The following is a 20715-nucleotide window of genomic DNA, read 5'->3' as shown; positions in this document are numbered from 1 at the left end:
CACCATAGCCGCGCCTGGTAACCGCCGTTACCGCCGGTTCTAGGTAACCGCCTCGCACGCCTCGAGTGCGGCGGCGACCTCGTCGACGACGACCAACCGGTCCAGCGCCTGACTGGTCACGTAGCCGGAGTCGACCAGCCCGCGCAGCCAGGCCAATAATCCGTCGTAATGGCCGAACGGGTCGAGCAGCACGACGGGCTTCTCGTGCATCCCCAGGTAACCCGCTGTCCACGCCTCGAAGAACTCTTCCAGCGTGCCGATGCCACCGGGCAACGCGATGAACGCGTCGGAGCGGTCCTCCATCTCCTTCTTGCGTTCCCGCATGGTGTCGGTGACCACGAGTTCTTCGGCGTCCACGTCGGCGAGTTCGCGGTGCACGAGTGCCTTGGGGATCACCCCGACCGTCCGGCCGTTGGACGAGCGGGCCGCACGTGCCACCGCGCCCATGGCCGACACGTTGCCGCCGCCGGAGACCAACGTCCACCCGCGCTTGGCGATCGCCACCCCTACCTCGCTGGCCAGTGCCAGCAGCTCTGGATGGGTCGGACCTGAAGCGCAATAGACACACACCGCAAACTCGCGGTCAGTTTCACCGGACACGTACACAACGTAGAGGGTGCCGGTGAACCGCCGATGTCGGGAGGGCGATGGACGGGACGCCGCCCCAGCAGGGAGACTGAGCCTGAACGCGGAGGGCGAATCTGGTGAGTGACGAAGTCGATCAACCGACACGGTTGAGCCGCGAGTTCATCCTGGACACCGCGATCGGGCTGATCGATCGCGAGGGTCTGACGAAATTGACCATGCGACGGCTGGGTACGGCGTGCGGTGTCGAGGCGATGGCGCTCTACCGCTATGTACACAGCCGGGGCGATCTGCTGACCGGAGTCGTCAACCACATCGTGGACCGCCTCCACACCGATCAGCTCGCCGCGCGCCGGCAGGAAGACGGTTGGCAGGACTTCCTGGTCCGGCTCGGTCATGGCGTGCGTCAGATCGCCATCGAACATCCCGAGGTGTTCCCGCTCGTGGCCACCGAGGCCCCGGAAGCCCCCTGGGTACGGCCGCCTTTGCGGAGCCTGCGCTGGATGGAGACGTTCCTGGAGACCCTCATCTCCTACGGGTTCAGCGATGAAGCGGCCGTGGCCGCATACCGCGCGTACACCACGTTCCTGGTGGGTCAATTGCTGCTCGAGGTATCCGCTCGCGGCGTGGCGCTCAGCCCCGCCGAGGCGGTTCTGGACGACGAGCCGCGTACCGATACGTCGCTGGCCGATTACCCGAACCTGCGGCGGTTGCAGCCGATGCTTGCCCAGGACCACAGCATCGACGAGTTCGAAGAATCGCTGGAAGCATTGCTCGACCGCATCGAAGGCTGGCTGAACTAGCGGTCGCCAGAATCATGATCAAACCCTGTTTACAACGTAAACAGACCCGGCTATGCTCGGTTTCACCGTGGAAACGCATCATGATCACCAGCTGCGCTGGACGACTCGAACCACAACCGAAGCCCTTGTTGTCCAGGTCTTCGGTCAGGTCGATGCGCACAACGAATCCGACTGGCAGCACATGCTGCGCGAGTGTGCCGCCACTCCTGACCGCTCGCTGTTCATCGTCGACTGCGGAGGCCTGGATTTCATGAGCTGCGGCGCACTGGTCGCCCTGGCCAAGCAGACGGCCGACAGCCGACAGCTCGGCGTCACCATGCGGCTCGTCATCCGCCAGCCGAGCATCATGCGAATCATCACCAGATGCGGTCTGGACGACTCGGTGTCGGCGCACCCGGACCTCGATTCGGCGTTGGACGGTCACCGCTCGCCATAGGATTCGGTGGATGGCTGTCGACTGGGTGATCGCACCGTGTGACCGTGTGCTCGACGGCCTGGAGGCCGGCCTGCAGGAACGCAGCGGCGCGGCCCTGCTCGGCCCTGACGGGGTGGGCAAGACGTCCGTGGCCCGCACTGCGGCCGAACATCTGGCGGGCGATTTCCGTCGGGTCGTGTGGATCACCGGCACCGAATCGGCTGCGGCAGTTCCGTTCGCGGCGGTGGCACACCTGATCGACATTCCCTCGGCGGGCAAGACCGCCGACGTGTTACGGGCGGCGCGCGGGGCGCTGGGGTCCGATCTGTTGCTGATCGTCGACGACGCCCATCTGCTGGACCGGTTGTCGGCAGCCCTGGTGTATCAACTCGCGGTGAGCGGTGCGGCCAAACTCATCGTGACCGCAGCCGCGGCGGAGGCACCCGATGACGTCGCGGCGTTGTGGGACGAAGGCCTGGTGAGTCGAGTCGAAATGTCACCGCCCGGGCACGACGATGCCCGGCTGGCCGATCAGGTCTCCACGTTTCTGGATGATCTGCCCGACGGTGCGGTCACCGTCCTGCGGCAGTTGGCGGTGCACGACCCGCTGCCGCTGGCCGATCTGATCGCGATGACCAGCGCCGAGGGCGTGCAGGAGGCGCAACGGTGCGGCGTGGTGAGCGTCGACGACGCAGTGGCACGTTGTGTGCATCCACTGTTTCTCAGCACGATGCGGGCCACGGTCGGCGGCCCGGGCCTGCGGCGCCTGCGCAGCAAGCTGGTCGAGCGGTTGTCCGCGGCACCACGCCGCGGGGTGGTGGACCGGCTGCGGGTGGCGGTACTGGCCCTCGACAGCGACGCCGACCTGCCCGCCGAAGAGCTCTCCGGCGCCGCCGCCGAGGCCCTTCGATTGGGCGACCTGGAATTGAGTGAGCGCCTGGCGCGGGCCGCGATCGCCGCCGGCCCCGGCTCCGGTCCGGAATTCGCCGGATTGCTCACGCTGGCATACGCGTTGGCCTGGCAGGGCCGCGGCCGAGAGGCCGACGCCGTCCTCGGACAGATCGACCCGGCAGGCCTGTCCGAGGACCAACTGATGGCGTGGGCGTTGCCGCAGGCGGCCAACCAGTTCTGGATGCTGTCGGAACCCGAACGCGCCACGGCATTCCTGCGCGCCACCCGCCGCCGGGTGTCGACACCGGCGGCGCAGAGCACGCTTGACGCGCTGGCGGCCACTTTCGCGATGAATGCCGGTACCCCACAACGTGCTTTGGGCCTGGCGCAGGAGGTGCTGGCCTCCCCCGCGGCCGACGACACCGCGCTCGGCTGGGCCGGCTCGACGGCGGCGCTGAGTTGCGCGCGGATCGGCCTCTTCGACCAGGTCGACGCGATGGCCGAGCGTGCGCTGGCGGCGGGACATCCGGGCCTGTTGCGATTCACCAGCGGATTCGGCCAGACCACGGCGCTACTGATGACGGGCCGGCTGGACCGGGCGCAGGAGACGGCCAAGAGCATCACCGATTTCACCCAGCTGCTGCAGCCCGGCCGCTCCATCGGTGAGGTTCTGATGGCCGACGTGCTCCTGGTCGGCGGCCAGCTCGATCAGGCGATCGCATTGTTACGCAAGGCAACTGTCGCCCTGGCGCCGACCGGATATTCCTGGGGATCGCTGGCCTGGATGTTGTTGGCCCAGGCCCTCGGTCAACGCGGGATGCCGGTCGAAGCCGGAAAAGCGCTGTCCCGTGCGGAATCCCGACATGGGCTGAAGTCGATGCTCTTCGCGCCCGAGTTGGCACTGGCCCGAGCCTGGACCTGCCAGGCCCGCAAGGATTCGGTGGGTGCGGTGACCGCCGCCCGTGAGGCCACCAAGGCCGCCGAGCGCGGCGGCCAATCCGCGGTGATGCTGCGAGCCTTGCACGACGGCGTTCGGCTGGGCGATACCCGCGCTGTCGATGCGCTGGCCAGGGTCGACTTGGATTGCGTGTTCGGGAAGCTGACGTCGGACCACGCGCGTGCGTTGACAGCCGGCGACAGTGCGGCGTTGCGCCACATCTCCGCTCAGTATGAGGCGGTCGGAATGTCGGCGGCTGCCCGCGACGCGGCCCGGCAGGCTTCCGCATAGAACGTAGAATGCCCGCTTAGACCGCACGATCTCCAGGGGGCTCGATGAACCAGTTCATCGCCGACGTCGGCGCCTTGAACGGCTGGCAAGGGATGGTCGACGAGGTCAGCGGACAGGTGAGCAGCTTCAAGGGTTCGTTCGCCGGCCCGTCGGACCTGGCGTCCAGCCACGGCGCCATCGGTTTCCCGATGCAGAACGCGTTCGACGGCGCGTCGTCCGCCCGGGCCGGCGCGCTGGGTGCCACGCAAGTCGCCGCAGGCAGGATGGCCCAGCTCCTCGGCGAGGCCTCGCAGGCCTATCAACGCGGCGATGTCGCTGCGGGTGACCGCCTCAGAGCCCAGGCCGAAGCGATCGAGGGCGCGGGTTCGCCGGCATCAGCACGCGGCGCAGCAGGCCCGGCGAGCTCGTCCAGTGGTGGAGCTGGACAGATGGTCGGGCAGTTCAGCCAGCTGGCCGGGCAGATGGCGCAGTCCATCACGCAGCCGCTGCAAGGTCTCACCGAAGCCATGACACAGGTACCCCAGCAGGTCATGCAGGGAGTGCAGGGCATCGTCGAGTCCGCCACCCAGGCGGCCGGAGGAGGTGGCGACGCTGCCGCCCTGGCGGCCGACCACCAGGGCCGTGACGACGCGCCTGGGGAGGGACCGGCGGATCGGGACGGCGGCCAGGGCGATGGCCAGGGCAAGGACAAAGACAAGGACGACCGCGCCTCAGCCGGGGCGGCGGCAACGGACAGCTACGACATCGGCATGGCGCCCACGCAGATCCACCACATCAACCCACGGCGGCAGTAGCGCTCACCTCACCGCCCTCCAGCCGCAGCCAGCGGTCGATGCCGATCGCCTCCAGGAACCGTTCGTCGTGGCTGACCACCACGAACGCCCCTCGGTAGGCGTTCAGGGCGGACTCCAGTTGCCCCACACTGACCAGGTCGAGGTTGTTGGTCGGCTCGTCCAGGAGCAGCAGCTGAGGCGCGGGTTCGGCGTACAGCACGCATGCCAGCGTCGCCCGCAACCGCTCCCCGCCGGACAAGGCGGCCACCGGCAGATGGATGCGGTCACCGCGAAACAGGAACTGCGCCAACAGATGCATGCGCCGGGTGTGTGACAGGCTCGGCGCGGCGGCAGCCAGACTCTCGGCCACGGTGCGCTCCTCGTCCAGCAGATCCAAGCGTTGCGACAAGGACGCGATACGTCCATCGGCCCGCTGCACGGTCCCGGTCTCGGGTTGGAGCGTGCCGTCGATGATCCGCAGCAGTGTGGACTTGCCCGCCCCGTTGGGACCGGTCAGGGCGATGCGCTCCGGACCGCGGATGGAAAGATCGATCCCGTTGTCGGCAAACAATTTCCGACCTCCGCGACTGATCTGCAATCCCTCTCCGCTGAATACGGTGCGTCCCGCGGGCACCACGGTGTCCGGCAGATCGACCGCAATCACTTTGTCGTCACGCAGCGATCGTTCGGCTTCGTCGAGCCGGGTTCGCGCGTCATCGACGCGGCGGGCATGGACATCGTCGGCCCTCGCGGCTGATTCCTGCGCATCGCGTTTGAGCTTGCCCGCGACGATTTTCGGCAGCCCCGCGTCCTTGACGTTGCGGGCAGCGTTCGACGAACGGCGGGCGGCGCGTTCCCGAGCCTCCTGCATCTGCCGCTTCTCCCGCTTGAGCTGTTGTTCGGCATTGCGGATATTGCCCTCGGCCACTGCCTGCGCGGCCTCGACCGTTTCCTGGTAAGCGGTGAAATTGCCGCCGTAGAAGACGATTTCACCCCGGTAGAGTTCGGCGATCTGATCCATGCGATCCAGCAGCACCCGGTCATGACTGACCACCAGCAGACATCCGGTGTAGCTGTCCAGTGCGTCGTACAGGCGGTGCCGAGCACCGTTGTCCAGATTGTTGGTCGGCTCGTCGAGCAGCAGAACCGCGGGCCTCTTGAGCAGTTGGGCCGCCAGCCCCAGGGACACCACTTCGCCGCCGGATAGTGTCCCCAGCCGCCGGTCCAGGGCCAGACCATGAAGGCCGAGCCGGTCCAGCTGAGCACGCGACCGTTCCTCGATGTCCCAGTCGTCGCCGATGGTCGTGAACACCTCGTCGCTGGCATCGCCGTCGGCGAGCGCCGCGAGCGCGTCGAGCACCGGCGCCACCCCCAGCACGGCCGCCACGGTGAGATCTGCTGTGAACGGCAGGGTTTGGGGCAGGTAGCCGACTCCCCCGTCGACCGTCACCGTGCCGGCCGAGGGGCGGTACTCGCCGGCGATCAGTTTGAGCAGCGTGCTCTTACCGGCGCCGTTGGGGGCGACCAGTCCGGTGCGGCCGGGCCCGACGGAGAACGAGAGGTCCGAGAACAGCTCGACGTCATCGGGCCAGGAGAACGACAAATGGGAACAGACAATAGACATGCTGGTACTCCAAGGGTGACGCGGGGCAACAACCACCGCATTGCCAGACAGGAACGAATCGACTCTCGGGGATCACCCGGAGATATCGTCGACTCCCAGCATGTTTTCAGCCCACCTCGGTTGACAGCAGATGCGTTACCCATAGTACGCACCGGTGCAACCGATTTCCGGTTCAGAGCGCCCCGCGCAGCCGATCCAGTTGTCGCCGTTCGTGTTTCGTCGGCCGGCCGGCCCCTCGATCACGAACCCCCGCCACCGCGACCGTCTCCTTCGGTGGCGGCGGCGGGCTACGGTCGATCAGACATTCCGAAGCCACGGAGGCGCCCACGCGTTTGGCGATCGGGCGGATGACCTCCACGATCCGTTCACGTCCGTCCAGCCGAACGCGGACCTCGTCACCGGGGCTGACGTGTTGCGCGGCCTTCGCGGGGACATTGTTGACCCGGACATGGCCGCCGCGGCAAGCCGCTGCCGCAGCCGAGCGGGTCTTGGTGATTCGCACGGCCCAGATCCAGCTGTCGACGCGGACGCTACTCATGCCAGGTATCGCCTCAGCATGTCGGTGACAGAGGTGATCTGGGACATCTCGACCCGCTCATCGACCTTGTGGGCGAGATTGGGATCGCCCGGCCCGTAGTTGACGGCCGGGATCCCGAGCGCGGCGAACCGGGCCACATCCGTCCACCCGTATTTGGCACGGACCTGTCCGCCGGCCGCGGCGACCAGTGCGGCCGCCGCCGGTTTGGCCAGGCCCGGAAGGGCGCCCGCGGCGGCGTCGGTCAATTCGATGTCGACGTCGAGCCCGTCGAGCACCTCGTGTACGTGGGCGAGCGCTTGTTCGATGCTTCGGTCGGGGGCGAACCGGAAGTTGACGGTCACCGATGCGGCGTCGGGGATGACGTTGCCCGCGATCCCCCCGTCGATGCGTACCGCCGACAGCCCTTCCCGGTATACGCAGCCGTCGATGTCGACATTGCGGGGCTGATAGTCGGTGAGGCGGCCCAGAACCGCGCCCAGTTTGTGAATGGCGTTGTCGCCCAGCCAGGACCGCGCCGAATGGGCCCGGGTGCCGGTGGCGCCGACGACAACGCGGATGGTGCCCTGGCAGCCCGCCTCGATGAAGCCACCGGACGGTTCACCGAGGATCGCGACGTCGGCCTGCAGCCAGTCGGGCAACTCACGCTCGATGCGGCCCAGCCCGTTGGCGCTGGACTCGATCTCCTCACAGTCGTACATCACCAGGGTGATGTCGTGGCTCGGCTCGGCGATGGTCGCGGCCAGGTGCAGGAACACCGCGTCACCGGACTTCATGTCCGAGGTGCCGCAGCCCCACAGTTCGCCGTTAGCGACGTGGCTCGGCACGTTGTCGGCGGCAGGGACGGTGTCGATGTGTCCGGCCAGCATGACCCGAGAAGCACGACCCAGGTGAGTGCGGGCCAGCACCGCGTCACCGTTGCGGATGACCTCGAAGTGCGGGGCCTGCGCGCGCAGCGCAGCTTCGATCTCGTCGGCGATGAGCTGCTCGTGGCGCGACTCGCTGGGGATGTCCACCAGGGCAGCGGTCAGCGCGATCGGATCGGCAGTCAGGTCTAGCCCCATAGCCTCCGAGGCTAGTCCAGTAACCTAGGCCAACGTGACTGCAGCATCTGGCGTCGGCCTGGCCACCATCACCGCCGACGGGACCGTCCTGGACACCTGGTTTCCCGCCCCTGAGCTGAGCGCGTCCGGCGAGGCCGGCACGGTGAAGCTGACGGGTGACGACGTACCCGCCGAGTTCGCGGACCTGACTGGCCCCGATGCCGACCGCGGTGTCGAGGTGGTTGCGGTGCGCACCACGATCGCCTCGATCGAGGACAAGCCTGCCGACACGCATGACGTCTGGCTGCGGCTGCATCTGCTCTCGCACCGGCTGACCAAGCCGCACGAGGCCAACCTCGACGGCATCTTCGGCCTGCTGACCAATGTGGTGTGGACGAGCTTCGGGCCATGCGCGGTCGACGGATTCGAAACGGTGCGCGCGCGGCTGCGGCGGCGCGGCGCGGTCACCGTCTACGGCGTCGACAAGTTCCCGCGGATGGTCGACTACGTGTTGCCGTCGGGCGTGCGGATCGCCGATGCCGACCGCGTCCGCCTCGGTGCACACCTGGCCGCGGGCACGACGGTCATGCACGAGGGGTTCGTGAACTTCAACGCCGGCACGCTGGGCACCTCGATGGTGGAGGGCCGGATCTCGGCCGGTGTCGTGGTGGACGACGGATCGGACGTCGGTGGCGGCGCGTCGATCATGGGCACCCTGTCCGGCGGCGGCAAAGAGGTGATCTCGGTCGGCAAGCGCTGCCTGCTGGGCGCCAACTCCGGCCTGGGCATCTCACTCGGCGATGACTGCGTGATCGAGGCCGGACTCTATGTCACCGGCGGCACCAAGGTCAGCACTGCTGACGGCCAGACCACCAAGGCGATCGAGCTGTCCGGCGCGAACAACCTGCTGTTCCGCCGCAACTCACTGTCGGGTGCGGTCGAGGTCGTCAAGCGTGACGGCACCGGCATCACGCTCAACGACGCGTTGCACGCCAACTAGCTCTTCCACGCAGCCGAATGTTGGCTTGTGTGTCAAAACTCGCGAAAATCTGACACACGAGCCAACGTTCGACGCTCAGCGCGGCTCAGGCGCAAGGAATCCCGTGCGGACCGCCGACCCAATGGCCCGGCGGGGAGTTCCCCGGGCACCATTTCTTGATCTGCCCTGGCGGGACGTTGGGGACCGGGTTCCAGTCAACCCAGCCAGGTCCAGGAACCCAGGGAATGTTCGGGCCCCAGCCAGGATCAGCCTGCGCTGCCGCCGCACCGAGTCCGAGAGATCCGGCACCCAGCGCACCAGCGACGATTGCCGTTCCTGCGATTTTCTTGATATTCACGTGTGGCCTCCAAACATCGGCAGGTTGACGTGCACTTTCTGACCCCTCTATCGCCCAAGCTACGCCTTTTGTTAGCGCGCCGGCGCCCGCCAGCCCCTACTACTCGGCAGCAAGCACGCAGAACTCATTGCCCTCGGGGTCGGCCAGCACCACCCATGTTTCGTCGCCCTGGCCGACGTCGACATGGCGAGCGCCCAAACCGACCAGCCGGTCCACCTCGGCCCGCTGATCGTCGGGGGTGAAGTCCGGGTGCACCCGGTTCTTGACCACCTTGTCCTCGGGCACGGCCGTGAACAACCACGTGGGGCCGGCGCCCGGTGGCGGGGTCAACAGGACGTCGCCCTCGGAATCGGTGTGTGCAGGCCAGCCGAGCGCCTTCGACCACCACGCACCCAACGCTTCGGGGTCGTGGGCGTCGATGCAGATCTCGGAGAACCTCAGCCCCATTGCGCGAGTTCCTTTTTCATCACCTTGCCCATCGCATTGCGGGGCAGGCTGTCCACCAGCCGCACTTCCCGGGGCCGTTTGTGCGCCGAAAGCTGTTGGGCGACAAACTCGATCAGCGCCTCGGGGGCGGCATCGCCGACGACGAAGGCGACGATGCGTTGGCCGAGATCGTCGTCGGGAACCCCGACCACAGCCACCTCTTCGACACCGTCGTGGCCCAGCAGCACGGTCTCGATCTCACCCGCACCGATGCGGTATCCGCCGGACTTGATCAGGTCCACCGATTCGCGCCCGACGATGCGGTGCATCCCGTCGGGATCGATGACGGCGACATCGCCGGTGCGGTACCAGCCGTCGGGGTCGAAGGCGTCGGCCGTGGCGTCGGGCCGGTTGAGGTAACCGTCGAACACCATCGGGCCCTTGATCTGCAGCCTGCCGATGGTCGCACCGTCGTGGGGCACCGCTGCGCCGTCGTCGTCGACGAGCCGGGTCTGTACCCCAGCCACCGGCAGCCCGACCCAACCGGGCCTGCGCTCGCCGTCAGCTCGTGTGCTCAACGTGATCAGCGACTCCGTGCTGCCGTAGCGCTCCACGGGGGCATGTCCGGTCAGCCGGACCAACTCGTCGAAGACCGGCTCCGGCAGCGGCGCACTGCCTGAGACCAGCAGCCGCGCCGTGGACAGCGCCAGCGCCGAGTCGAGATCCTTGACCACCCGAGACCACACCGTCGGCACTCCGAAGTAGAGCGTGCCCTGCGCTTGCGCGTACGCGGCAGGCGTCGGTTTCCCGGTGTGCACGAAGCGGTTTCCGATCCGCAGCGAGCCGAGCAGGCCCAGCACCAGACCGTGCACGTGGAACAACGGGAGCCCGTGCACCAGGGTGTCGGCCGCGGTCCACTGCCATGCCTCGGCCAGCGCGTCGATATCGTCGGCGATGGCCTTTCGGCTGATCGGCACGCCCTTGGGCGCTCCCGTGGTCCCCGAGGTGTACATGATGATCGCGGTCGCATGCGGCGGTGGCTCGGGATAGCGGTGCCAAGATCGGGCGTGCACCCGCACCGGGATGTGCGACAACCCTTCGGTCTCGTCGGGCAGCTCCCCCAGCCAGGCCTGGGCACCGGAGTCGGTGAGGATGTGCCGACGCTCTGCCGCTCCGACGTCGGCGGGTATCGGGACCACCGGCACGCCCGCGATCAGACATCCGATGATGGCGAGGACGGTCGTCGGGGTCGGTGTCGCCAGGACGGCGACCCGTCGCGCCACCGCGACCCGCTCGGCCACCGATGTGGCGGCACCGACGAGATCACTGCGGCTCAGCACCGCACCATCGATGGAAACGGCGTCGGGCAGGTCAGCACCGGCGGCGACGGCCGCGGGGTTCAGGGAGGCCAGCAACACGCTTGTGAGGCTACCGGCGCGGCGCCCGGCGAACCCACGCACTCGACAGGATGCGAAGTTGACGCGAGGCTGGAGCCCATGGGTACAGCCGGGCGCGACCGCGACGACGCCGGTCGGCCACGCAGCACCCGCCCTCGTGACGCACTCGGCCGGCCTTTGCCCTACGGCAGTGACGGCGTCGCTCGCATTCCCGATGACTTGGAGCTCACCCCGGCCGAAACTCTCGCCTACGCGCAGGAACTGCTCGACCAGGGTCAGGCGTTTCACGCGCATGAAGTGCTCGAGGCGGCGTGGAAGAACGGCCCCGAGCACGAACGTGCGCTGTGGCAAGGATTGGCGCAGTTGGCCGTGGGCATCACCCATGTGCAGCGCGGCAACCGAATTGGCGCCGCGGCCCTGTTGAGGCGCGCATCGGCGCGGCTTTCCCTCGTCGACCGACCGGCACCCTATGACATCGACGTGGCCGCACTGGTCGAGTATGCCGACGCGCTCGCCGATGAGACCGAAAAGGGCGACGTCGGAGCAGAGCGGTTACACATTCGTCTGCGCAGGGATCGATAAGGAGGAGCATGGGCACGATCCGGCAGATAGCCACGCGCCAGGTGTACCGGAACAACTGGCTGACGCTGCGCGAGGACGAGGTCGTCCGGCCCGACGGCAGCACCGGGGTCTACGCCGTGGTGGACAAACCGACGTATGCCCTGGTGATCCCATTCGATCCGGACCATGACCGGTTCCACCTCGTCGAACAGTTCCGCTACCCGCTTGGGATGCGGCGGTGGGAGTTCCCCCAGGGCACCGCACTCGAACAGGAGCATCTCGACCCGACTGCGTTGGCTCACCGGGAACTTCGCGAGGAGACGGGGCTGCGCGCCGAGAGCATGCAACGGCTCGGTCAGCTCGACGTGGCTGCCGGTATGAGCAGCCAGCGCGGCTGGGTGTTCTTGGCGACCGGCTTGACCGAGGGTGAGCACGAACGCGAGCACGAGGAACAGGACATGCACAGTGCGTGGTTCTCTCGCGAGGAGCTGAACCGCATGATCGGCGACGGCGACATCACCGACGCCCAGACTCTGGCGGCATTGACATATCTACTGTTGCACGAGAGCGGAATTCGCCGTTGACATCAACTTTCGTCGAGGTTCTCGCGTCGACCGCATGCGCCAACCAGAGGTGATAGTCACCGGCCTGAGTGCTCACTGATCTTGCTTCAGCGCCGCTCGGCCAGGGCCCGCAGGAAGAACATCAGGTTGGCCGGACGCTCGGCCAGGCGTCGCACGAAGTAGCCGTACCACTCGTTGCCGAACGGTACGTATACCCGCACGTGGTTGCCCGCCTCGGCCAGCCGGCGCTGTTCGGCATCGCGAATGTTGTAGAGCATCTGGTACTCGAATCCGTCTACGCCGCGGGCGAATTCGTCGGCCAGTCCCGGAACCGCGTCGATGATCACCGGATCGTGTGAGGCCACCATCGGATAGCCCGATCCGGCCATCAGCACGCGCAGGCACCGCAGGTAGGAGTCGGTGACCTCGTCGGCGTCGCGGTAGGCCACCGAAGCGGGTTCGTCGTAGGCGCCCTTGCACAGCCTGATCCGGGCGCCCGATGCGGCGAACTCGCGGCAGTCGCTTTCCGTCCGGTGCAGGTATGCCTGCAAAACCGTTCCCAGCCAGTCGAATTCGGTGCGGAGATCACGCACGATCGCCAGGGTCGAGTCGGTGGTGGTGTGGTCCTCGGCGTCCACGGTCACCCAGGCCCCCACTTCGCGGGCCTTGGCGCAGATGGTGTGGGCGTTCTCGTAGGCGATCTTCTCACCGTCGCGCGGCAGCGCCTGGCCGAGGGCCGACAGCTTGAGCGACACTTCCAGCGGTCGCACTTCCGCATCGACATCGCCGCGGTGCGCCAGCCCGTCGAGCAGGGTCAGGTAGGCCTGCACGGTGCGTTCGGCGTCCTCGTTGCTCGTGGTGTCCTCGCCGAGGTAGTCGACGGAGACGAAGCGGCCCGAATCTCTCAGCGCACCAACGGTGTCGAGCGCATCGGGCACCGTCTCCCCCGCCACGAACCGGTCCACCACCTTGCGCGTGACCGGCAGGCGCTCAGCTGTGTGACGTAGCCGCGATGAGTGCGACGCGGCCAGGATCGTCGGTCGGGCAACCCGCTGGAACATCGACTCAATCGCTGCTCGCGTGCGCACCATCTCAGACCCCCATGTGTGGGTAGGTGTGATCGGTGGGCGGCACGAATGTCTCCTTGATGGAGCGGGCCGAGGTCCAGCGCAACAGGTTCAGCGCCGAACCGGCCTTGTCGTTGGTGCCCGAGGCGCGTGATCCGCCGAACGGCTGCTGGCCGACCACCGCGCCGGTCGGCTTGTCATTGATGTAGAAGTTCCCTGCCGCATGCCGCAGCCGGTCGGCGGCGGTGAGGACCGCTGCACGATCGTCGGCGATCACCGCGCCGGTCAAGGCGTATCTCGCCCCGGTGTCGACCACGTCGAGGATTCGTTCGTATTCATCGTCCGGGTAGACGTGCACGGCCAGGATCGGTCCGAAGTACTCGGTGGAGAAGGCCTCGTCGGTCGGATCGTCGGACAGGAGGACCGTCGGCCGGACGAAATAGCCTTCACTGTCGTCATATTCGCCGCCGGCCGCGATGGTGAGGCCCGCGGCGCTCTTGGCTCGCTCGATCGCCGCGACGTTCTTGGCGAAGGAGCGTTGGTCGATGACGGCACCGCCGTAGTTGGTCAGGTCGGTGACATCGCCGTACTTGAGATCCGATGTGGCCGAGAGGAAGTCGTCGCCCATCCGGTGCCATACCGAACGCGGGATGAAGGCCCGGGACGCCGCTGAGCATTTCTGCCCCTGATAGTCGAAGGCACCGCGGATCATGGCCGTACGCAGGACGTCCGGGCGGGCCGAGGCGTGGGCGACGATGAAGTCCTTGCCACCGGTTTCTCCGACCAGGCGCGGATAGGTGTGGTAGCGCTCGATGTTCGCTCCGACCTCGCGCCACAGGTGCTGGAACGTGGCTGTGGATCCGGTGAAATGGATACCGGCCAGTCGCGGGTCGGCCAGCGCCACGTCGGAAACCGCGATTCCGTCACCGGTCACCAGGTTGATCACTCCGGGTGGCAGGCCGGCGGCCTCCAGCAGCTGCATGGTCAGGTATGCCGCGAAGGTCTGGGTGGGTGAGGGTTTCCACACCACCGTGTTGCCCATCAGCGCGGGCGCGGTGGGCAGATTGCCGGCGATCGCGGTGAAATTGAACGGGGTGATCGCGTAGACGAAACCTTCGAGCGGCCGGTGGTCGGTGCGGTTCCACACACCGGGGCTGCTGACGGGCTGCTGGGCCAGGATCTGGCGGGCGAACTCCACGTTGAACCGCCAGAAGTCGATCAGCTCGCAGGGCGCGTCGATCTCGGCCTGATAGGCGGTCTTCGACTGGCCGAGCATGGTGGCCGCGGCGATCTTCTCCCGCCACGGGCCGGACAGCAGGTCGGCCGCACGGAGGAACACCGCCGCGCGTTCGTCGAATGGCATGGCCGCCCAGTCATGCTTGGCGGCCGATGCGGCGTCGACGGCTGCGGCGGCCTCGGCGTGTTCGGCGTTGGTCAGCGTGCCCAGCCGAGCGCTGTGGCGATGGGGCTGCACCACGTCGATACGCGCGCCGCTGCCCATCGTGTGTCTGCCGCCGATGACGTGCGGCAGGTCGATCGGGGCGCCGGCCAGTTCGTCGAGCACGGTGCTGAGGCGGGCTCGTTCCCCCGAGCCTGGCGCGTAGTCGTGGACCGGCTCGTTGGCCGGCGAAGGCACGTCGGTGATGGCATCCATGAGTCAAGAATCCCCGACGTGATGGGCGCAACATTTGTCCGTTCCGACAAGTCTTCGCGCATCGATCGGTAGGATCGGACAATATGCGGACGACGGGCGTCAGCCTGGGCCAGCTGCTGTTGGCGCTGGATGCCACGCTGGTGCGGCTGGTACAGGCACCGCGCGGACTCGATCTGCCCGTGGCCTCGGCCGCGCTGATCGATTCCGACGATGTCCGCCTGGGCTTGGCACCGTCCGCGGGAGCCGCCGATGTGTTCTTCCTGCTCGGAGTCTCCGAGGCCGACGCGTTGCGCTGGGTCGAACAGCAGGCCGTGCGCCGGGTGCCCGCTGCAATCTTCATCAAGGAGCCGTCGGGCGCCGTCGTCGAACGTGCGGTGGCAGCAGGCACCGCGGTGGTCGCCGTCGATCCGCGGGCCCGGTGGGAGCGGCTCTACCGGTTGGTCAACCACGTGTTCGAGCACCACGGCGACGGTGCCCTGCACGATTCGGGCACCGACCTGTTCGGCCTTGCCCAGTCGGTGGCCGAACGCACCCACGGCATGGTCAGCATCGAGGACGCCCAGTCTCACGTTTTGGCCTATTCGGCATCCAGCGACGAGGCCGACGAGCTGCGCCGGCTGTCGATCCTCGGCCGGGCCGGCCCGCCCGAGCATCTCGCCTGGATCGCGCAATGGGGCATCTTCGACGCACTGCGGTCACGGCCGGAGGCGGTGCGGGTGGCCGAGCGTCCCGAACTCGGATTACGCCCCCGGCTGGCGATCGGCATCTTCGCGCCCGCGGTCGACGAGCGCCGGGCACCGCCCTTCGTCGGCACCATCTGGGTCCAGCAAGGCAGCCGTCCGTTCGCCGATGATGCCGAGGAGGTGCTGCGAGGGGCGGCGGTGCTCGCCGGGCGCATCATCGCCCGGCTGGCCGCCACCCCGTCGACGCATGCCGTGCGGGTGCAGGAGCTGCTGGGGTTGGGCGAGCCGGGCGCCCCCGTCGAGATCGACCTGATCGCCAGGGAATTGGGGGTGGCCGCCGACGGCCGGGCCGCGGTGATCGGGTTCGACAGCCGCGCCGGAGGCGCGAGAAAAACCGGCGGACCGCCCGACACCCGGATCGCCGACGTTCTGGCATTGAGCGCCAGCGCTTTTCGTCATGACGCGCAGATGGCCTCGGTGGGTTCACGGGTCTATGTACTGTTCCCGAGCACCGGTAAGGCAGTGACGTCGTGGGTGCGGGGCACCGTGGCGGCGCTGCGCGAGGAGTTGGGTCTGCAGTTGCACGCCGTGGTCGCGAGCCCGGTGGCCGGGTTGTCGGGTGCTGCCACCGCCCGGGCCGATGTGGACCGGGTGCTCGACACCGCCGAGCGTCACCCCGGAACGCTGGCCGCGGTCACCTCACTGGCCGAGGCGCGCACCACAGTCCTGCTCGACGAGATCGTCACCTCGATCGCGGCCGACGAGCGTCTGATCGACCCGCGGGTGCGGGCGTTGCGGGCCGACGAACCGGTGCTGGCCGAAACCCTGGGTGTGTACCTGGACTGTTTCGGCGATGTCGCGGCGGCGGCACAACATCTGCACGTGCACCCCAACACGGTTCGCTACCGGATCCGCCGGGTCGAGCAGTTGCTGGGGGCCTCGCTCAACGATGCGGATGTGCGCCTGCTGCTCTCGTTGAGTCTGCGCGCCACCGCCTGAGCCGAGATCCGGCACCCGGCCGAAACTGGTGCACTCGGCGGCGCTGTTCGTCGCCCAGAATGGCTTCGAGAGTGACGCGACGAGTTCGACGAGGGGGTCATCATGCTGGCGCTGGGCATTCTGTGCTTCGTACTTGCCGCCGTGCTGGCGTACTTCGCGTTTCAGCCCAAACTCGCTTTCTACCTCGACGAGGGCTGGAAGTTCCGCGACCGCACGGAGCCGTCGGACACCTACGTCGCGGTCAACGGCGTCGGGCGGATCATCGGTGCGGTCGTGGCCATGGTCGTGGGCATCGCCTGCATCGGGCAGTACTTCGGCGAGAAGGGCGATGAGCGGGCCAAGCAGGAACAAACCGACCTCTATGCCGCAGCAGAGCAACGATGCGAGGCACAGGTTCGTCCGCGGTTCAACCAGACCATCAAGTGGGACAACGGGAAGATCGCCAATCACCAAGAAGTACAAGCGCTTGCCGACGAGCTCAAAGTCGAGATCGAGTTCGTCGAGGACGCGGTCCGCAGGCGCGGCAATCAGCCCAACACCCCCACAGAGAACATGTGGGTGCGCGACCGCACGCTGCCGAAGTACCACGACATGCTGCTCTACTACCACGGCGGCTTACAGAGCCTGGGGGAATCGCAGCAGCTCACCAAATGTTCCATGGCTCGCCCGCCGGTCTGATCGGCAACGCGCTGTCCATCGTTCGGTTGACAGACGAATCAGCCGTGAAGTCGTCGCGCGGAGGCGACCGGAGGAGCACCGTGGGGGTATGACTACCGAAGCGGTTCAGCAGGAATCCGAGCATCCCTTTCTGAGCGGGAACTTCGCGCCGGTGCACGACGAGGTGACCGTCACCGATCTCACGGTCACCGGAACCCTCCCGGACTATCTCGACGGGCGCTATCTGCGCACCGGGCCCAATCCGCTGCGCGCTCCCGATCCACGACACCACCACTGGTTCCTGGGTGACGGCATGGCGCACGGGATCCGGCTGCGCGACGGCGCGGCGACCTGGTACCGGAATCGCTGGATCCGGTCGAGTTCGGTGGCACGCGAACTCGGCGAGAAATGGGCCGGAGGCGCGCACACGGGAGGATTCGACTTTCCGGCCAATACCAACATCATCGGCCATGCCGGTAGGACGTTGGTGCTCACCGAGGCCGGTGCGCGGCCGTATGAACTCACCGACGAACTCGACACCGTGGGACCGTCCGATTTCTGCGGCACGCTGTTCGGCGGATTTACCGCGCACCCCAAGCACGATCCGAAAACCGGTGAGCTGCACGCAGTCTCATACAACCCGCTGCGTGGCAACCTGGTGAGCTACTCCATCACCGGTGTAGACGGCCGGGTCCGGCGCACCGTCGACATCGCCTTGCGGGCACAGACGATGATGCATGACTTCACCCTGACCGAGAAGTATGTGGTGCTCTACGACCTGCCGGTGCTGCTCGACCTGGCCGGCATGGTCAAGAGCGCTCCCGCGCGCACTGCGGCGCGACTGCTCACCGGATTCGCCGCCCGCCACGCGGTTCCGGATTTCGTGCTGCGGGCAGCGATGCGCGGGTCCGAACGCGCCCCATTGCCTACGACGGCCATGCCCTACCGTTGGGCGCCCGAGCATGGCGCCCGGATCGGCCTGATGCCTCGCGAGGGTGCTGCCGCCGACATCCGGTGGTTCGACATCCCGCCGTGCTACGTGTTCCACGCCCTCAACGGTTACGACCGGACCGGGCCCGACGGCGAGCAGGTTGTGCTCGACGTGGTCCGGCATCCCGCGGTGTTCACCACCGGCGACCGTCTGTTCACCGATTCGATCTCGTTGGACCGCTGGACCATTGATCTTCACACCGGCCGGGTACACGAGCAGCGGCTCGACGACTCCACCCAGGAATTCCCGCGTATCGACGACCGACTGACGGGACTGCCGCACCGGTACGGCTACACCGTCAGCCTGCCGTCGGAGTCGGATGCGGCGCCGGATGCGGCGCCGGCCGCCGTCCTGCGCCACGACGTGCGCGAGGGTACCACCGAGCGCGTCGACTTCGGACCCGGGCGCGAACCGGGCGAGTTCGTCTTCGTCCCATCTGGTCCGGACGCCGACGAGAACGACGGAGTCGTCATGGGATTCGTCTACGACCGCGCCGAGAACCGCAGTGATCTCGTGCTGCTCGACGGGCAGAGCCTGGCACCCGTTGCCACCGTGCATATTCCGGTGCGGGTTCCGCACGGCTTCCACGGCAATTGGGTGGCCACCGAGGGTTCGTCCGCCCGCTAGCATCGGCAGATGACCGAAACCGGTCCCACCACAATCGCGGCTTCGAAGCCTGCCGTCGGCGAGCCGTCGGACTGGCACTGGATGTGGGAGACCTACGTCTGCGGTTTGTGCGTCGCGGCGATCATCGCGGTGGCGCTGCTCCGAGAAACCTTCGGCGGCAATGTGCCGGTGGCCTGCGGTGCGCTCGGTGCCATCGTGTTGATCGTTCTGATGTTCGGACGCAACGTCATTCACGATGCGGATCCGGCCGCCGGGCCGGTGCGAGCCCGGCCGGCGTCGTTCGTGGCAGCGGTGATCGGGTTGTGGCTGATCGCCGTCATCGCGGCGGACCCGGCCGTCGCGGCCATACCGGCGCTCTACCCGCTCATCTTCGCCACGCTGCCGCTGGCCGCGGCTTTGACGCTGACCTTCCTGGTCACCTTGGCCCCGTTGGCACTCGCCGCAGCGACCCACGGACTGGATTGGGCGAGCCTGCCCGCCGTGGCGGCGGTAACGCTGGTGGGTGCGGTGGCCGCCCCGATCATCGGCACCACGATCATGACCACCATGCGACAGCGCCAGCAGCTGGCCGAGACGGTCGCCGAATTGGCGGCCAGCCGGGCCGAGGCCTCCCGGCTGTCGCGGGAGGCCGGTGTGGCGGCGGAGCGGGAGCGGCTGGCCCGCGAGATCCACGACACCCTGGCCCAGGGGTTCACCAGCATCGTGGCGCTGGCCCAGGCGGTGCAAGCGGAAAGCGACAGTGACCCGGCCGCCGCGATCCGGCACGTCGAGCTCATCCGCAGCACCGCGCGCGACAACCTGGCCGAGGCCCGCACGATGGTGACGCGACTGACCCCGGCGGCGTTGGAGGACGGCACGCTGTCCGCCGCGCTGCGCCGTCAGGCCGAGGGCCTCGCCGCCGAGACCGGCATCGCCGTCGACGTCCGGATCGACGACGACCTGCCGCAGCTGGGCATGGCCACCGACGTGGTGTTGCTGCGCAGTGCACAGGAGGCGATGACGAACGTGCGCCGGCATTCCCACGCCAGTGAGCTCAAGGTGCGGCTGCAGGCGGCACCGGACGGAGTACGACTATCCCTGTCCGACAACGGCATCGGCCTACAGGCCGATCATGCCGACGGGTTCGGCCTGCGCGGCATGCGGGCCCGGATCGACCAGGTGGGCGGTACGTTGACGCTGTCCACGCCCGAGGGCGGCGGGGTGCGGGTCGTGGTGGCGGTGCCGGCATGACGACCGTTTTGCTGGTCGACGACCACCCTGTGGTCCGCGAGGGTCTGCGCGGCATGATCGACGCCGAGGACGACCTGACGGTGATCGGCGAGGCCGGTTCCGGGGCAGAGGCGATCGGGCTGGCCCACACGCTGCGCCCCGACGTCATCCTGATGGATCTGCGGATGCCCGGGATCGACGGCGTCAGCGCGACCGCGCGCATCCTGGCCGACAATCCGTCCACCCACATCGTGGTCGTCACGACCTACGAAAGCGATACCGACATCCTGCGGGCCGTCGAGGCCGGGGCAACGGGCTATCTGCTCAAGGACGCCTCGCGCGCCGAGCTGGCCCGCGCAGTACGTGACGCCGCGCGCGGCAAGACGGTGCTCGCCCCCGGGGTGGCCGATCGATTGGTCAACGCGGTCCGCACACCGCCTGTCACGCTGTCGGCGCGCGAGGCGCAGGTGCTGGGCTTGGTGGCCAAGGGCGCCACCAACGCCGACATCGGCCATGCCCTGCACATCAGCGAGGCCACGGTGAAGACGCATCTGCTGCGCGCGTTCCACAAGCTCGGGGTGTCCGACCGCACGGCGGCGGTCACCACAGCGATGTCGCTGGGATTGCTCGGCTGAGTCTCGCGAGCA

Annotated in this window: 20 protein-coding genes; 12 read left to right on the top strand and 8 right to left on the bottom strand. The window is 67.8% G+C overall.

What is annotated here, in order from left to right; translation table 11 throughout:
• Positions 1 to 39: 39 nt before the first annotated feature.
• A complete protein-coding gene (gene log, locus H977_RS0111825) occupies positions 40 to 600 on the bottom strand; it encodes a cytokinin riboside 5'-monophosphate phosphoribohydrolase (RefSeq protein WP_029108060.1) in 561 nt (186 codons plus the stop codon).
• 104 nt (positions 601 to 704) lie between these two features.
• Here log and H977_RS0111820 point away from each other — a divergent pair, with 104 nt between their 5' ends.
• The 4 genes from H977_RS0111820 (at position 705) to H977_RS32970 (ending at position 4716) form a co-directional block, all read left to right on the top strand.
• The gene (locus tag H977_RS0111820) at positions 705 to 1388 is read left to right on the top strand and encodes a TetR/AcrR family transcriptional regulator (RefSeq protein ID WP_029108059.1); all 684 of its coding nucleotides are present in this window, start codon (positions 705 to 707) and stop codon (positions 1386 to 1388) included.
• Positions 1389 to 1455: 67 nt separating this feature from the next.
• Complete coding sequence (locus H977_RS32975) at positions 1456 to 1824, top strand: anti-sigma factor antagonist (RefSeq protein WP_196808216.1); 369 nt, start codon at positions 1456 to 1458, stop codon at positions 1822 to 1824.
• Positions 1825 to 1834: 10 nt separating this feature from the next.
• On the top strand, positions 1835 to 3922 hold the full coding sequence (locus H977_RS0111810) for an ATP-binding protein (protein WP_029108058.1): 2088 nt from the start codon (positions 1835 to 1837) through the stop codon (positions 3920 to 3922).
• Positions 3923 to 3966: 44 nt separating this feature from the next.
• A complete protein-coding gene (locus H977_RS32970) occupies positions 3967 to 4716 on the top strand; it encodes a type VII secretion target (RefSeq protein ID WP_051288801.1) in 750 nt (249 codons plus the stop codon).
• Here the strand turns inward: H977_RS32970 and H977_RS0111800 are convergent.
• The 3 genes from H977_RS0111800 to dapE form a co-directional block, all read right to left on the bottom strand.
• Positions 4697 to 6319 (bottom strand): ABC-F family ATP-binding cassette domain-containing protein, encoded by a 1623-nt coding sequence (locus H977_RS0111800; RefSeq protein ID WP_029108057.1) that lies wholly within the window; start codon positions 6317 to 6319, stop codon positions 4697 to 4699. The genes H977_RS32970 and H977_RS0111800 overlap by 20 nt on opposite strands.
• A gap of 172 nt (positions 6320 to 6491) precedes the next feature.
• Positions 6492 to 6857, bottom strand: coding sequence for an RNA-binding S4 domain-containing protein (locus H977_RS0111795; protein WP_029108056.1), 366 nt, complete (start codon positions 6855 to 6857; stop codon positions 6492 to 6494).
• Complete coding sequence (gene dapE, locus H977_RS0111790) at positions 6854 to 7918, bottom strand: succinyl-diaminopimelate desuccinylase (RefSeq protein WP_029108055.1); 1065 nt, start codon at positions 7916 to 7918, stop codon at positions 6854 to 6856. Before dapE ends, H977_RS0111795 begins: the two co-directional genes overlap by 4 nt.
• Positions 7919 to 7952: 34 nt before the next feature.
• Here dapE and dapD point away from each other — a divergent pair, with 34 nt between their 5' ends.
• The gene (gene dapD, locus H977_RS0111785; protein WP_029108054.1) at positions 7953 to 8897 is read left to right on the top strand and encodes a 2,3,4,5-tetrahydropyridine-2,6-dicarboxylate N-succinyltransferase; all 945 of its coding nucleotides are present in this window, start codon (positions 7953 to 7955) and stop codon (positions 8895 to 8897) included.
• Between the two features lie 436 nt (positions 8898 to 9333).
• Here dapD and H977_RS0111780 read toward each other — a convergent pair whose 3' ends face one another.
• Entirely contained in the window at positions 9334 to 9681 is a 348-nt protein-coding gene (locus tag H977_RS0111780; protein WP_029108053.1) for a VOC family protein, read from the bottom strand.
• The gene (locus H977_RS0111775) at positions 9672 to 11078 is read right to left on the bottom strand and encodes an acyl-CoA synthetase (RefSeq protein ID WP_029108052.1); all 1407 of its coding nucleotides are present in this window, start codon (positions 11076 to 11078) and stop codon (positions 9672 to 9674) included. Before H977_RS0111775 ends, H977_RS0111780 begins: the two co-directional genes overlap by 10 nt.
• 78 nt (positions 11079 to 11156) lie before the next feature.
• On the opposite strand from H977_RS0111775, the gene H977_RS0111770 reads away from it, so the two are divergent.
• Together H977_RS0111770 and H977_RS0111765 are read left to right on the top strand one after the other, a co-directional pair.
• Positions 11157 to 11639: a DUF309 domain-containing protein gene (locus tag H977_RS0111770; RefSeq protein ID WP_036475730.1), complete on the top strand. Its 483-nt coding sequence runs from the start codon at positions 11157 to 11159 to the stop codon at positions 11637 to 11639.
• 8 nt (positions 11640 to 11647) lie between these two features.
• On the top strand, positions 11648 to 12202 hold the full coding sequence (locus H977_RS0111765; RefSeq protein WP_029108051.1) for an NUDIX domain-containing protein: 555 nt from the start codon (positions 11648 to 11650) through the stop codon (positions 12200 to 12202).
• 86 nt (positions 12203 to 12288) lie between these two features.
• On the opposite strand, the gene H977_RS0111760 is transcribed toward H977_RS0111765, so the two are convergent.
• The gene (locus tag H977_RS0111760; RefSeq protein ID WP_036475825.1) at positions 12289 to 13242 is read right to left on the bottom strand and encodes a proline dehydrogenase family protein; all 954 of its coding nucleotides are present in this window, start codon (positions 13240 to 13242) and stop codon (positions 12289 to 12291) included.
• Between the two features lie 31 nt (positions 13243 to 13273).
• Positions 13274 to 14902, bottom strand: a complete 1629-nt coding sequence (gene pruA / locus H977_RS0111755) for an L-glutamate gamma-semialdehyde dehydrogenase (protein ID WP_029108049.1) — start codon at positions 14900 to 14902, stop codon at positions 13274 to 13276.
• An 83-nt stretch (positions 14903 to 14985) separates the two neighbouring features.
• Between pruA and H977_RS0111750 the strand changes: the two genes are divergently transcribed.
• The 5 genes from H977_RS0111750 (at position 14986) to H977_RS0111730 (ending at position 20703) form a co-directional block, all read left to right on the top strand.
• Complete coding sequence (locus H977_RS0111750; protein ID WP_029108048.1) at positions 14986 to 16584, top strand: PucR family transcriptional regulator; 1599 nt, start codon at positions 14986 to 14988, stop codon at positions 16582 to 16584.
• A gap of 102 nt (positions 16585 to 16686) precedes the next feature.
• On the top strand, positions 16687 to 17262 hold the full coding sequence (locus tag H977_RS0111745; protein WP_029108047.1) for a DUF6199 family natural product biosynthesis protein: 576 nt from the start codon (positions 16687 to 16689) through the stop codon (positions 17260 to 17262).
• 88 nt (positions 17263 to 17350) lie between these two features.
• Complete coding sequence (locus H977_RS0111740) at positions 17351 to 18859, top strand: carotenoid oxygenase family protein (RefSeq protein ID WP_029108046.1); 1509 nt, start codon at positions 17351 to 17353, stop codon at positions 18857 to 18859.
• A gap of 9 nt (positions 18860 to 18868) precedes the next feature.
• Positions 18869 to 20089 carry a sensor histidine kinase gene (locus H977_RS0111735; RefSeq protein ID WP_051288800.1) on the top strand — a complete coding sequence of 407 codons (1221 nt, stop codon included), beginning with the start codon at positions 18869 to 18871 and terminating at the stop codon, positions 20087 to 20089.
• Positions 20086 to 20703, top strand: a complete 618-nt coding sequence (locus H977_RS0111730) for a response regulator (protein ID WP_029108044.1) — start codon at positions 20086 to 20088, stop codon at positions 20701 to 20703. The genes H977_RS0111735 and H977_RS0111730 overlap by 4 nt, the downstream gene beginning before the upstream one ends.
• Positions 20704 to 20715 lie beyond the last annotated feature (12 nt).

It is taken from the genome of Mycobacterium sp. URHD0025 (assembly GCF_000426065.1).
In the GTDB taxonomy this organism is placed as follows: Bacteria; Actinomycetota; Actinomycetes; order Mycobacteriales; family Mycobacteriaceae; genus Mycobacterium.
This window is presented reverse-complemented; position numbering and strand designations above follow the sequence as displayed.